This is a genomic window from Prevotella sp. AM23-5, assembly GCF_003473645.1.
GTDB lineage: Bacteria > Bacteroidota > Bacteroidia > Bacteroidales > Bacteroidaceae > Prevotella > Prevotella copri_A.
Map to the genome: position 1 here is coordinate 1 of NZ_QUCG01000042.1, position 13,713 is coordinate 13,713.

At 44.8% G+C, this 13,713-nt stretch carries 16 protein-coding genes; 8 read left to right on the top strand and 8 right to left on the bottom strand.

Translation table 11 applies throughout. From position 1 onward, the window contains the following. Window positions 1–167: 167 nt before the first annotated feature. From DW657_RS10785 to DW657_RS10810, 6 genes are all read right to left on the bottom strand, one after another. Complete coding sequence (locus tag DW657_RS10785; RefSeq protein ID WP_233546893.1) at window positions 168–1,187, bottom strand: toprim domain-containing protein; 1,020 nt, start codon at window positions 1,185–1,187, stop codon at window positions 168–170. A gap of 133 nt (window positions 1,188–1,320) precedes the next feature. Then, on the bottom strand, window positions 1,321–1,944 hold the full coding sequence (locus DW657_RS10790; protein ID WP_118253402.1) for a hypothetical protein: 624 nt from the start codon (window positions 1,942–1,944) through the stop codon (window positions 1,321–1,323). Then, window positions 1,928–3,265, bottom strand: coding sequence for a hypothetical protein (locus tag DW657_RS10795; protein ID WP_118312506.1), 1,338 nt, complete (start codon window positions 3,263–3,265; stop codon window positions 1,928–1,930). The genes DW657_RS10790 and DW657_RS10795 overlap by 17 nt, the downstream gene beginning before the upstream one ends. Then, window positions 3,262–3,561: a hypothetical protein gene (locus DW657_RS10800; protein ID WP_117586507.1), complete on the bottom strand. Its 300-nt coding sequence runs from the start codon at window positions 3,559–3,561 to the stop codon at window positions 3,262–3,264. The genes DW657_RS10795 and DW657_RS10800 overlap by 4 nt, the downstream gene beginning before the upstream one ends. A gap of 11 nt (window positions 3,562–3,572) precedes the next feature. Next, a complete protein-coding gene (locus DW657_RS10805; RefSeq protein WP_117586506.1) occupies window positions 3,573–3,851 on the bottom strand; it encodes a hypothetical protein in 279 nt (92 codons plus the stop codon). Further along, the gene (locus tag DW657_RS10810) at window positions 3,829–4,134 is read right to left on the bottom strand and encodes a hypothetical protein (protein ID WP_117586505.1); all 306 of its coding nucleotides are present in this window, start codon (window positions 4,132–4,134) and stop codon (window positions 3,829–3,831) included. The genes DW657_RS10805 and DW657_RS10810 overlap by 23 nt, the downstream gene beginning before the upstream one ends. A 144-nt stretch (window positions 4,135–4,278) precedes the next feature. Here DW657_RS10810 and DW657_RS10815 point away from each other — a divergent pair, with 144 nt between their 5' ends. Next, window positions 4,279–4,707, top strand: coding sequence for a helix-turn-helix transcriptional regulator (locus DW657_RS10815; protein WP_118253405.1), 429 nt, complete (start codon window positions 4,279–4,281; stop codon window positions 4,705–4,707). Between the two features lie 756 nt (window positions 4,708–5,463). After that, window positions 5,464–6,111 (top strand): DUF3256 family protein, encoded by a 648-nt coding sequence (locus DW657_RS10820; RefSeq protein ID WP_233546899.1) that lies wholly within the window; start codon window positions 5,464–5,466, stop codon window positions 6,109–6,111. Window positions 6,112–6,270: 159 nt separating this feature from the next. On the opposite strand, the gene DW657_RS10825 is transcribed toward DW657_RS10820, so the two are convergent. Both DW657_RS10825 and DW657_RS10830 read right to left on the bottom strand, forming a co-directional pair. Next, entirely contained in the window at window positions 6,271–6,843 is a 573-nt protein-coding gene (locus DW657_RS10825; protein ID WP_118312507.1) for a chromate transporter, read from the bottom strand. 43 nt (window positions 6,844–6,886) lie between these two features. Further along, window positions 6,887–7,420, bottom strand: a complete 534-nt coding sequence (locus DW657_RS10830) for a chromate transporter (protein ID WP_118312508.1) — start codon at window positions 7,418–7,420, stop codon at window positions 6,887–6,889. Between the two features lie 211 nt (window positions 7,421–7,631). Between DW657_RS10830 and DW657_RS10835 the strand changes: the two genes are divergently transcribed. From DW657_RS10835 to DW657_RS10860, 6 genes are all read left to right on the top strand, one after another. Further along, complete coding sequence (locus DW657_RS10835) at window positions 7,632–8,924, top strand: MFS transporter (protein WP_118312509.1); 1,293 nt, start codon at window positions 7,632–7,634, stop codon at window positions 8,922–8,924. A gap of 5 nt (window positions 8,925–8,929) precedes the next feature. Next, complete coding sequence (locus DW657_RS10840; protein WP_158577353.1) at window positions 8,930–9,499, top strand: UvrB/UvrC motif-containing protein; 570 nt, start codon at window positions 8,930–8,932, stop codon at window positions 9,497–9,499. A 27-nt stretch (window positions 9,500–9,526) separates the two neighbouring features. Further along, on the top strand, window positions 9,527–10,294 hold the full coding sequence (locus tag DW657_RS10845) for a 16S rRNA (uracil(1498)-N(3))-methyltransferase (protein WP_118312511.1): 768 nt from the start codon (window positions 9,527–9,529) through the stop codon (window positions 10,292–10,294). Window positions 10,295–10,352: 58 nt separating this feature from the next. Beyond that, window positions 10,353–11,711, top strand: coding sequence for a DUF4836 family protein (locus DW657_RS10850; RefSeq protein WP_233546900.1), 1,359 nt, complete (start codon window positions 10,353–10,355; stop codon window positions 11,709–11,711). 79 nt (window positions 11,712–11,790) lie between these two features. Further along, on the top strand, window positions 11,791–12,435 hold the full coding sequence (locus DW657_RS10855; protein WP_118312513.1) for an ATP-binding cassette domain-containing protein: 645 nt from the start codon (window positions 11,791–11,793) through the stop codon (window positions 12,433–12,435). Beyond that, window positions 12,432–13,631, top strand: a complete 1,200-nt coding sequence (locus DW657_RS10860; protein WP_118312514.1) for an ABC transporter permease — start codon at window positions 12,432–12,434, stop codon at window positions 13,629–13,631. Before DW657_RS10855 ends, DW657_RS10860 begins: the two co-directional genes overlap by 4 nt. The last annotated feature ends 82 nt before the right edge of the window (window positions 13,632–13,713 follow it).

Sequence of the window (13,713 nt, forward strand, 5' to 3'; positions counted from 1 at the left end):
TATTGGATGATAGTTGCGGATTTTAGGTTGATCTTTCACTGTCAAGGACTCAAAGCAGATTTCTTCTGCTGCGTGTTCCAAATACAGTGCTTTTCCGTTCTTTTGCTTGTTCATGATTGTTAAATATTTATTCGTTTCACTCATTTACTTTTATCATCATGATGTTCCTACATCTTGTTTATTAACTTTTGTAGGTCTTGTGTCGTTCTTCCTAAGGCGAAATAGTCGCTAATGTCCTTTTCTTGCTTGGTTCCGCTGAGAGGTAACTCCAATCTGAAAACGTTGTAATTGCCATTGTGCTCTTCCACTCTGCTCTTGGATTCCTTGATGCCTGTAGTATCAGAATCGTAAAGAAATATAATTTTTCTGAACCTCTGAGAAAGCAGCTTTATTTTGTCTGCAGGTATCTTTGCCGTCTCGCTGTTGAATGCTATGGCATTGTAGCCATGGGAAGCAAGGGACAGGACATCCTTTTCTCCACCAGTGATGAACACCATGTCGCCGTTTTCTTGCAACTGTTCCCATCCAAACACATATGGCGTTGGCAGGTCGCCGCCATACAGAAATCTGTTTTCTGCCTTAGGACGATATACTTTGATGCCCTTCATGTCGTTGAAGAAATAGCCGTAGGCTGGGATGGCCTTGGAACCAAATATGTTGAAACTCTTGCCGTCGGCTTTATTGAAAGTCACGCTTCTTAGGCTGTGAACATGATAGCGACGTAGGGTGTTGACATCGATTCCATACTTGTTCCAATACTCTAGTTCCCAAGACATAAATTCTTGTATGACAGGCATGAAAGTCTTGATACTTGATGTCTTGTTCTTGCTGATTTCTTGCTTGATGGCAGCTCTGTTGAACTGGGGCTTTGAGGAGTACTTTCCCTTGTTCTCCTCAAAGACTCCCAGGCACAGGTCCTGGTCGATTCTCTCCAATACGGCCTTGAAATCATTGCGGATGCTCATGTTCAGCACCCTTGCAGCGATTGCAAAGGCGTTGCCGCTACATCTGCTGTCGCCAAAGTCCTGGAGATAGTAGTAGGCTTGCTCTCCTGGAGGCTCGTTGAGATACAGATGGCAGGACGGACGGTTGTCGCCACTTCTGAAGGGGCTCTTGAACTTTTTCTTCAAGCACTCCTTACCCAGATAATAGCTGAAAATATCCAGTCCTCCATCTGTTTTCTTCAAAATTGTTTTGTATTCTTCCATGTAAAACCTAATTTTTGCCGCTTTATTTGCGATTTGAGACGTTTTGTTTGTTTCTGTGAGGAATTTATTGCTTGCCTCGGAAAAGTCGTCCTGAGCGTTGTTTTTACGCTTTTTAGTGAATCTTGCGGAAGTTGATGTCTGGCATGTGTACCACTTCCATCAGCTCGTTGAGCCTTTCCGCAAGCCTGTCACCATATTTCGGGCGTATGTCTGCCATCGGCAAGTTGGTGGTGATGATGGTCGGGAGCATCTTGTCGTAGCGATACGACAACAGCTGCTCGATGGGCTTGTATCTGTTCCCGTACTCGCAGAAGTCCGTTTCTTCCGTTCCTAGCTCGTCGATGGCGAGGATGTAGGTGTTGGCGCATCGCTCAAACTTGGGCTTGTTACTTACGAACATCTGGTAGAGTTCTCTAGCCGTGACTAGCCAGATTCCTGCCTTGGAGCTGAACACGCTGCCTTCGCCATTGCTAGGATCGGGAATCTTACAGCAGTTGATGAAGCTTCGCATCCCCTTCACGCAGGTGGTCTTGCCATTGCCTGTGATGCCGTTGAGGACAAGCCAGCAGTGCTCCTTTCCAGTTGTTAACCACGAAGCAACTTTTTTCATGCTTTCCATCTGGGATGGTTCGGCAACGAAAGACTTCTCTCTCTTTTTCACCTCTTGGGCGAAATGATAGCGCAGATGCTCAAAGCACAGCTCTGGGGTGAACCCCATGTTAGAAATTTCCTTCATAGATACCTCCTTCCGAACTTTTTGGTACAAACTTCTCGCCGCTCCAACGCTCTGAGGTTGGTGATGTGGAACGGTTGGAAGCCTGAGGTTGGTTGATAGTTCTCAAATTCTTTTCAAGCCAGTCGCAGAAATGACACTTGAAGTCTTTCATATCCTCATGCTTATCCTTGCCACGGCAGACTAGTTCAATCTCGAACTCGTCAACTTTGTTCTTCACTTCCTCTGATGTGAGGAGCTTGTATTTTTTCTGAATGGCAGCTAACCATGTGGTTTCTGACTTCACGAGGTCGGCAAAATTTTCTTTGTTTGATTTCTTTTGCTCGTTTTCTTTCTCCACCTCGGTCACTTCTAAAACTTCGACGAAATCCCCCTCACGCACGTGCGCGATGTCGTCGTCGATATTCTTTATTTCTTTTATTCTTTTATTCTTATATTCTTTTAGTGTTGTTAAAGCCGTGTTAGAACTATGTTGCTCCTGTGTTAGTACCGTGTTAGAACTATGTTGCTCCTGTGTTAGTACCGTGTTAGTTGAGATTTTTGTAGCTTGGTAACTATCATAATTACAGCGAGTTATGTCTCGTTCTTTTTGTGCCGATATTTGTGAGTTGTTATGTTCTGACACGGATTCTATATTATTGTGCCTCTCTTGTGTTAGCACTGTGTTAGTTGAAATTTTTGTAGCTTGATAACTATCATAATTACAGAGAGTTATGACGCTTTGCTTATGTGCCACCCCTGGTAAATACGAGATTTCGCCAGTTCGTTGTAATCTGGCTAGACAAGTTCTGATGCTCTTCTCGGAAATGCCGGTTGCTTTTGTCAATAAACGCAAGGTGGAATTGAGCTGCCATGCTTCACTTCTGCTGTCGTTGTTTATGACTAATTTTGCTTTCAACATGAAGTACACATACAAATGCACCATGTTTGGCTCATGATACCAACCCCAATCGCAAATCTTGCGATATAACTTTATCCAATCTGGAGCAGCCTCGTCTATTCCGATAGGCTGAAACTTGTTGAAATCAACAAGAACGATGATTCTTCCGTTCTGCAACTTCTTATATTCGATTTCTTTGGTGCGCTGGAGTCTTGCGAGCCCTGTTCGAAGCTTCTGCAATGAAATCCCAGTTTCCTTAGATAAATGGTTGAGGGAAACAAGGCATTCGCCACGTTTGATGGTGATGTCATTGTATTTGACATCATAAACGTTGGCGTTGAGAAGAAGGTACAGATATAGCTGCACCATGTTTGCGTCATGGTACCAACTCCAATTTACAAAGTTGCGTGGCAACTTAATCCAACTATTGTCTGCTATGTTCATGATTCTTTGGCTTTTGATTCCTCTATTTTGAAAGACACGCAGGGCTTGCCGCCTTTGTAGCTGATGATGATTTCATCGTCTTTCTCTGTTATGTCTCGTATGTAGGAAAGGAGAAATTTTCCTCTTTTCCAACTTAGCTCTTGCTTTTTTATGTCCTCGCCTAGGTTGTGGAGTGCAAGCTTGCACTCTTCTATGCCTTGGCAAGGGGCAAAGTACGAAGGCTTCAACTTCACGAGGAGGTCTATAAGCCAAGGTTGCTTCTCTGCTACTTGATAATATCTTTTGATTCTGTACATTGCTCTTTGCTTTAAAAGTAGTCTTGCTCTCTTCGGTGTAACTCCTGAAGGTCGCTGACTTTGTATTCTGTCTTTCCCTTTCTCTTGGAAAAAGGTTTGAGCTTGCCTTCCTTAATCCAACGGCGCACATTCCCAGAACCGAACACTCTCATACTTTCTCGCTCACTATAATACTTTTTTGGAGGATTCTTTATCAAGAGCGCAATCTTTGGTGCCAGGAAAGTAGCTAAGTCTTCAAGAAATGTCTTGTAACTGACATTCTTGTCCTCAAACACGATTCGCTGTTCCATAAATTTCTGTTTTATTGTTCAACTCACTTGGATATACCACAGGATTTGAACGCCCATGATATATTCCTGCTTCCTTCAGTATCTTCAAGACACCACAGCGAGAAAAGTTGTATTTCTTGGCAAGGTGTTCCATCACAGGGGTTGGTTTCAGCACCTTGTTCAGGATGAGTTGCCCATACACGTTGAGGTAGTCGCTGATGACCTGCTCTCTCTTTTTTATTCTTTCGCCTATTGAGGTTCCAGAATAAACTTCGGTTAAAATTTCAAAGTTATTCTTGCTCATATTGTATTTTTTATGTATATTTGCAAACGTATTTCGTTTTACGAACGTTACTATTTCGTTATTTCGAGTGCAAAGATACCAAAACATTCATAAAAATATGAATATTTGGTAAATTATTAACATAAATTAATTCATATTAATTAAATGAATGGAATAGAACTGCGAAAGATATTAGGGCAGAAGAATATTGGAATACAAAAATTGGCAGAGAGGATGGATATGTCTCAATCCAATCTTAGTAAACAATTTAAGGTGCAAGACGTAAAGACTGGCATCTTGGAGAGAATCTGTGAAGTTCTTGGTGTGACTATGGATTTCTTCTATGGCGGAACAAAATACATGAAGAATGGCGGCGAAGGCTACGTTGCTAAAGAAGAAACTGTAGGCGTGGCGCAGGAAGAGGATGCAGCAATCCTATATAAGAAACGACAACAGAGCCTTGCTGATGCAAAAGACCAGGAGATTATATTTCTAAAGGGACAGGTGCAAGCATTGAAGGAAACTATCCAAATGCTTGGTGGCAAGAACTCAAATGTGGATGTGCCTATGCCGTTGCAGAAAAAGAATGCGTAATCATCCATCACGATTTCATGAAAAATAGATAATGAATTAACTATATATATAAATATGTATATAAATATAATAAGGTGTAAAGCCTTTACATAGACAGAAGGAAATATTATCCTATGTTTAGAGTAACCTACGGAAAGGGCTTCCCATACTGATAATATTGCTGCGGCTCAGGCTGCTGTTGAGGAGTAAATCTTTCCTGAAGAAGATAAGTACGATTAATAGATTAGATAATTTGAGGGGGAAGTGTTTCGCCAGAAACACTTTCCTCTTTTTCGTTTTTTTAGCGATTGTTGGATAGAAAAACAAGAAAAAACTTGCAGATTACAATTATTTTCTGTACTTTTGTCGGAAAATAGAGAAATATGGAAGGATTGGTAATGATCTATGTGACGATTTCCCGGCACGCCCTGAAAGGGCAGAAGCTCCTAGCCCAGGGCAGCGCCCTGGGTAATAGTTGTTGTAGCTCTGCGCCCTGTAAGGGCAAAAGCTTTAAAAATATAGCTGCAGTATGGAAGCTTTTGCCCTTACAGGGCGTAATTACCATCTCTATATTATCCCCAGGGTGTTGCCCTGGGCTAGGAGCTTCTGCCCTTTCAGGGCGTATGGGGCTTACTTGCGAAATTTAGTAAATAATTTAAAGGCTTCAAAAATGAATACATTGGCTTTAACTTTTGCAATATGCTTAGTTCCGGCTACGGCATTTTTGATTTGGCTCTTTACTCCTTGGGGAAAGAAATGGTCGAAGGAATTGTAAAAATGAAGAAGATAAAATATATAATGATGGCTTGCTTGCTGACTGCAAGCTTGGGTGTCGGGGCCAAGTCGATGAAAGACCTGCTGGTTTCGATGCCTGATGAAGTAATGCCTTGTCTCAACAAGAACATGCGACTCGAATTTGCTGAGTTGCAGGAGATGGGAGTGAAGGCTGAAGTGAAGAATCTCCTGGAAGAGGTGAGCGTGATGGATACGCTGACCCAGGACTTCGTGCAGATCCGTATGACCATGGCTTCTACCTTGCAGATGAAAAAGTTGCCTGTGGAAAACGGAGATTCTGTGCTCTGTGTAGTCAAGACTTTCGCTGGTCCCGAGAAGGAGAGTGAACTCTATTTCTACAATCAGGATTGGAAGAAGATGGATGCCACTCGTCTCCTGGATGGTAAGCGAATGGAGGATTTGGCAGAAAGCCTTATCCAGAAACCGGATACGATGAGCGAAACTCGCTTTGCAGAACTGAAGGCGATGATAGAACCGAGAATAGTGAGTGCCTTGCTTTTGCAGAACGAAAACTCGCTGGTTGTACGCCTGTCTTTGCCATTGCTCTCTGCCGAGGATAAAAAGGCAGTTAGTGCAATAAAAGTGCAAAGAAGTTTTAAATGGAATGGAAAAACCTTTAAAGAGAGTTAATTCTCTATAGGTTTTTACAATAAAATATGGTAGGTTGCAGGATTATTTGTAATTTTGCAACGTGTTTTTCATGGTATTAGATTATTAAGGTTAATAAAAGATTGGTTGTCGGGAGACAATCAATTTTTTTTTGTGCCTATTTGAAGGTGTTTGGGTTGTTTAGAAGATAAACAATCCAATGATTCCACAGATGAAAAGCAGCAATATCGGATTTGCCTTTTTGGCCTTGGTGAAATAGAATGCACCCAGGAACAATGCTACGCTGGCACCGAAAGCAAATGGATCTTCTGTTGGCGATCCAAAATTCTCCTTATTCATCAAGAGCACAGCTGCTGCAGCAATCAGTCCGATGATGGCAGGACGGAGACCCGCAAAGACATCCTTCACAATCTTGGAATCCTTATGGGTTATCAGATAGCGGCTGATGAGAATCATGATGATGAATGGCAGCCACATGATGGAAAGGGATGCCAGGAAGGAGCCTGCCCAGGCTGCCCAGGTAGGATAACCGGCATGAAGACAAGCGGTATAACCCACATAAGTGGCGCAGTTGATGCCGATAGGACCCGGAGTAGATTGGCTGATAGCCACGATATCCGTAAACTCGGCATTGGTGAGCCACTGGTTCTTTACTACGGTTTCGTTGTGGATGAGTGACAGCATCGCATATCCACCACCAAAATTAAATGTACCAATCTTGGTAAATATGATAAATAACTTTAGAAATAGCATTTTCTTACTTTGAACTTTTAGCGTTGAACTTTGAACTTTATGATTAGCTTTGCTTCTTGTATTTTCCGTAAAGCCACCCGAGCACGCCGGCGGCTATGATAATATAGATAGGCGAGATGCCGAATGCAGCAATCAGCGCACAGCATACAAACGGAATCCAGATGTTGTAGCGGTTGATGTTCGCCGTCTTTGCCATCTTGAAGCAAGGAGCCGCAATCAGCGCCACCACGGCAGGGCGAACGCCGGCAAAGAACTTGCCCACCCAGTAATTATCCTTAAACTGCTGGAAGAACATGGCGATGATGAGGATGGCGATGATAGAAGGCAGGGCGATGCCGACAGCTCCCACTATGCCGCCCCATACACCCTTCATCTTGTAGCCGATATGGCTCGCCATATCAATGGCGAAGATGCCCGGGGTAGTTTGAGCCACCACCATGATGTCCATAAATTCCTGTTTGTCCATCCATCTGTTCTTATCCACGAATTCTCTCTCCATGATAGGTATCATGGCGTAGCCTCCACCTAGCGTAAAGGCACCAATCTTATTACACGTTAGGAAAAACTTTAATAACATTTTATCTTTTGTTTTGATTTCGGCTGCAAAATTACATATTATTTGTTAAATAAACTAGCTTTTTGGCGGATATTCTTAAAAAATCTGCGTTCTTTAAGAGATTTTGTGTATCTTTGCAAGATATAATCTGCAATGGCGTATCCCTTGAGAAGGAGGACGCAGCAGACAGAAAAAGAATATTAAAACCATAAGGAAATATAATAATAAGAAAATGAATCTAAAAGTTCGCTTGGCGCTGATGAACTTTCTGGAGTTCGCAGTTTGGGGAGCCTATCTCACATCTATGGGCAACTATCTCGGCAAGGCCGGGATGGGTGCTGAAATCTCCTGGTTCTATACCATCCAGGGTATAGTATCAATCTTTATGCCTACATTGATGGGCATTGTTGCTGACAAGTATGTGCAGCCGCAACGTCTCCTGGGCTATTGCCATCTCCTGGCTGGCTTGTCGATGATAGCTCTTTTCCTGATGGGAGAGGCGAGTGCTACTCCTAACGAGACTGTCTTCATGGCGATCTATACCTTCAGCGTAGCTTTCTATATGCCTACGCTGGCGCTGTCAAATACTTCGGCATTCACCATTCTGAAGAATCATGGACTTGATACCGTGAAGGATTTCCCTCCAATCCGCGTCTTCGGTACCGTAGGATTCATCCTTACCATGTGGATTGTCAACTGTGCTACCTGGGATAACGATTCGTTTATGTTCCTCTTTACCGAAAATGCACATAAGTTCCAATATACCCACTTCCAGTTCCTGGTATCTGGAGTATTGGGCATCGTCCTCTTCCTCTACTGCTTCAGCCTGCCACAGTGCCCGTTGGTGAAGAAAGAGGCACGCAGCTGGATGGAGACCTGGGGCTTCGATTCCTTCAAACTCTTCAAGAGCCGCGAGATGGCGATGTTCTTCATCTTCTCGGGTCTGCTGGGTATGAGCCTGCAGGTAACCAATGGTTATGCTACTCCGTTCATCACCAGTTTCAAGGGCGATCCTTCCATGCTGGATACATTTGCAGCCAATAATGCCACTCTCCTGGTTTCTATCTCCCAGGTGGCAGAGGCACTCTGCATTCTCCTGATTCCATACTTCCTCAAGCGCTATGGCATCAAGGTAGTGATGCTCATCGCCATGTTTGCATGGGTATTCCGCTTCGGATTCTTCGGATTGGGTAACCCTGCTTTCCCAGGCGTAACCCTCTTTATACTCTCATGCATCGTCTATGGTGTGGCATTCGATTTCTTCAATGTATCGGGTGGATTGTTCGTAGATCAGAAGTGCGAGCCTAAGGTGCGTGCTTCTGCCCAGGGACTTTTCATGCTGATGACCAATGGTTTGGGAGCCTCTGTTGGCACAATTCTTGCAGGACAGGTGATCAACCATTATTGTCATTGGGAGAATGGGTATTTGATGGGCGATTGGCAGACTTGCTGGTTTATCTTCGCAGGTTATGCACTCGTGGTCGGTGTAGCCTTTGCCGTATTGTTTAGACCAAAGAAAGGATAATGAAAATGGAAAAAATAAAATTAGTTTATCAGGGAGCTTTTGCAATTCCTGATGCAGAGGAGGCTTGTGTTGTCACTCTTACTGATGCCGAGGAGGAACGTGCACTCTCCATTGTAACAGATAAGCCGATGGCTAATGAAATCAAGTTTCGTCAGCTTGATAAGGATGTCAAGCATCCGCATCTGGTAGATGTGTTGGCTAGAATGATTTGTGAACAGGGTCCTCAAGCCTATCACGTTGTTTTCGAGGCCAATGGAAATATAGGTCCTAAGGCAAAACTGGTGAATGTTACTTCTGGATCAGCGTATTCTCTTCCTCAGGATGAGGCTGTCCTGCTGGCGTTGGCCGCCGGTCTGGAGATCTTTACCAATATGGAGGTGCTTCAGAAATTCACTACACCTTTCCGCAAGGATGTGATGAGTGTGGCACTTCCTATCGTGGGATTACCGGATTCACTTCTCAAGAAAGCACTGGAGAAAGCGGTAGAAGAAGAAAACTACGAGGGAGCTTCCTTTATCCGTGATGAGATGAAGCGCCGCCAGGAAGAAAAGGATGAAAAGAACTTGACTGATTGATCATTGATGACAGATAATTGATAACGAATGAAAGAGGTTAGATATTTCTATGTGCCGGATGCGGCAAACCAGGTAGAATTGCCCGCAGAGGAGGCTACCCATGCGCTGAGAGTGTTGCGACTGAAGGGTGGTGATGAGATTTTCCTCATGGATGGGGAAGGGTCTTTCTACCGTGCAGAGGTGACAGCAGCCTCCAGTAAGCGCTGTCTTTATGAAATCAAGGAGAATATGCCTCAGGAACGTGCATGGAAGGGGCATATCCATCTTGCCATTGCACCTACCAAGATGATGGAGCGTATAGAGTGGATGGCTGAGAAAGCTACGGAAATCGGGTTCGATGAACTCTCTTTCCTCAATTGTCAATTTTCTGAACGAAAGGTAGTGAAGACTCCTAGAATAGATAAGATTGTCATCTCTGCCGTGAAGCAGAGTCACAAGGCGTGGAAACCGGTCGTGAATGAGTTGGAGAGCTTCAAGGAGTTTATCCAGACTCCTCGTCCGGGTCGCAAGTTTATCTGTCATTGCTACGAAGAAGTAGAGAAGAAGGATTTCTTCCAGGAAATCAATTCGTGCAGTATGGATTCTGATGCATCTCTGGATTCATCTGCATCCCAGGAATCCGGTGCTGCTGATATCACGGTATTGGTAGGTCCAGAAGGCGATTTCTCTATTGACGAAGTTCGTCTTGCCTTGGAGAATGGTTACGAGAGCGTATCGCTGGGTACCAGTCGTCTTCGCACGGAAACGGCGGGACTTGTAGCTGTTCACATGGCGCATATTGCAAGAAGAATATAAGAAGATTATATAAGTGTTAGTTTTTGTGATGAAAAGATTGTATAAGAATTTGGTTTTGATGAGCTTAGCACTTCTCGTTGTAGTGTTAAGCTCATGCTCTGGCAGCGATTATCTCAATGCCATTCCTAAGAAAAGTACAGCTCTTATCTCGGTGGATTTGCAGCAGATGGCTTCCGATAAGAATGCGGAAGACAAGGCGGGTATGCTCAAGTCTCTGCTCCACGTGGATGATGTAGATAAGTGTGGCATCGATATCTCTGAAAAACTTTATCTCTTCGAGAGTGCCGATGGCAACCTCGGTCTCTGTGCCAAGGTGAGCGATGAGGGGGATGTGGAAGACTGGCTTGCCTCGCTTGCCAAGAAGCGCATTGCTTCGGAAGTGAAGGAACGCAAAGGCTTTCATTTCGCAGTATTGAAGGATTCATGGCTCGTGGGCTTCTCCGGTCAGGCGCTCCTCGTGATGGGACCTGTGGTGGCTGATGCCCAGGCTCAGCTCCAGCAGCAGATGGTAAAGTATCTGAAAGCAGAAGAGGAGGATGGCATTACCGTTTCTCCTATGTACGAACGTCTGCAGACCCTCTCTTCTCCTATGGCTATGGTGGCTCAGGCACAGGCTTTGCCTGAGAAGTTTGTAGCTCCATTTACCCTGGGTGCTCCTAAGGATACCGATCCTTCGCAGGTGGTCATCGCTGCCGATATGGAGGTAAAGGATGGCATCCTGCAGATTCAGGGTGAGACTTTCTCCTTTAATGAAACCATCGACAAGGCGCTGCAGAAGGCGGCACAAAACTATCGTCCTATCAAGGGCAGTTATGTGAAATCGATGCCGGATGATGCCCTGGCAGGTATCTTCATGAATGTAAATGGTGAACAGTTCCTGCCGATGATGCAGAGCAACCGCAGTCTTCAGACCCTCCTGATGGGTATCAACCAGGCGGTGGATATGGATAACATCATGCGAAGTGTAGATGGCGATATGGCCATCGTTTTGCCTACACTGGGCGATGCAGACCTGAAGATGATGATGGCTGCTAAGTTGGCGCATAGCAAGTGGTTGGGTGATGTAGATTACTGGAAGACTTCATGTCCTGCCGGTGCCAAGATAGCCAACTGGGGTAAGAATTCCTATTTCTATACCGATGGTAAGACTTCCTTCTATTTCGGCGTAACCGATGACAAGCAGTTCTTCAGCGGCAGCGATGAGCTGACAGCTCAGTATGCGGTGAAGGCAAGCAATCATCCGATAGATGCCAAGATCCAGAAGCTTATCGTGGGACAGAAGCTGGCGATGGTCATCAATCTCGCCAAGAGTTCTGATGGTAGCGGCACAGGCAAGGATGATGCCATCTCAACTGTTACGGGTCTGCTTGCTCCAGTCTTCGGAAATCTTACTTCTGTGGTTTACACCCTGAAGTAAGTTCCTAGCGATTCCATCGCTAGTCCCCCTGTCCTTTTTTTTAAGCTCAAAAGATAAAACATTAAATAAAAAAAATAAAGTGGAAAAGATTCAGCTTCATTCCGTTCTTCCTCAGGTTTTCGCCCAGCGTGAAGACCTGCATTCGGAGATATGGAAGCAGGATGTTACCTTCGAGAAAGGTCATCTCTATCTGGTTGAGGCTGAGAGTGGTAGCGGAAAGAGTACTTTCTGCAGCTACGTGCTCGGCTATCGTCACGACTACAGCGGAAGCGTGATGTTTGATAATGATGTTACCGCCAATTATAAGGTTTCCGATTGGGTAGAGATGCGAAAGCGTCATATCAGTCATCTCTTTCAGGAACTCCGTCTCTTCCCAGAGCTTACGGCGATGGAGAATGTTGAGATCAAGAACAAGATTACCGGTTTCAAGAGCCGCGAGCAGATTCTGCAGTGGTTTGATATGCTTGGTATCGCCGATAAGGTGGATGCCAAGGTAGGGAAGATGTCGTTCGGTCAGCAGCAGCGTGTAGCGATGATGCGTGCCCTCTGCCAGCCTTTCGATTTCATTCTTGCAGATGAACCGATCAGTCACCTCGACGACAACAATTCCCGCATCATGGGCGAAATCATGATGAAGGAGGCGAAGAAGCAGGGGGCTGGAGTCATCGTGACCAGTATCGGTAAGCACATGGACTTAAACTATGAACATATATTTAGATTATGAATTTGGTTTGGAAGTTACTTCGTCAGCATATCAGCATACCTCAGTTTGCAGGCTTCGCCTTTGCTAATCTCTTCGGTATGCTCATCGTACTTTTCGGTTTTCAGTTTTATCAGGATGTGCTGCCTGTCTTCACCCAGCAAGACAGTTTTATGAAAGCCGACTATCTCATCATGAGCAAGAAAATAGGTATGGGCAATACCATCAGCGGCCGCTCCAATACCTTTTCGGGAGCAGAGATGGATGATGTCAGCGACCAGAAGTTCGTGAAGAAGATAGGCAAGTTTACCTCTACCGAGTACAAGGTAGATGCGCAGATGGGCGTAAATGGTGTGAATGTATTGAACAGTGAGCTTTTCTTCGAGAGTGTTCCTGATGGTTTCGTGGATGTTCCGCTCAAGGATTGGAAATACACACCTGGCGAGAAGGTGGTGCCAATCATCCTCCCGCGTACCTATATTAATATGTATAACTTCGGATTCGCCCAGAGCCATTCGCTTCCTAAGATCAGTGATGGTCTGATGGGAATGATTGATTTCAATATCTGCATTCAGGCAGGCGGCAAGAAAGAACTGTTCAAGGGAAAGGTCATTGGATTCTCCTCCCGTCTCAACACGATTCTCGTGCCACAGGCGTTTATGGATTGGAGCAACCAGGAGTTTGCGCCTAACCAGAAGAGCGATCCTACCCGTCTGATCGTAGAGGTAGGCAATCCGGGCGACGAAAATATCACCAAATATCTAGATGACAACGGTTATGAGGTAGAGACAGATAAGCTCGATGCCGAGAAGACCACCTATTTCCTCCGTATGATGGTATCGATGGTGATGATTATCGGTCTTGTGATTTCCGTTCTGAGTTTCTATATCCTGATGCTCAGCATCTATCTCCTGGTACAGAAGAACTCTTCCAAGTTGGAGAATCTGCTCTTGATAGGTTACAGTCCGGGCAATGTGGCGAAGCCATATCAGATGCTCACCATCTCTCTGAACATCGTGGTTCTGGTCATCGCCTGGATCATCCTCTTCTTCCTGCGAGGATACTACATGGATTTCATCGAGGCACTCTTCCCGGACATCGAAGAGGGAACGATGCTTCCAGCCATTGCCTTAGGCTTTGCTCTCTTCCTGGTGGTTTCGGTTTTGAATATAGTAGCCATCCGTCGCAAGGTAATGAGTATCTGGCAGCGAAAGGAGTAGCCGCTACTCCTCAAAAAAAACTATAAGCAAACCCCCGTTATTAATAACAATTTAAAGAAAATCTGCGTTATTTGCTTAACGC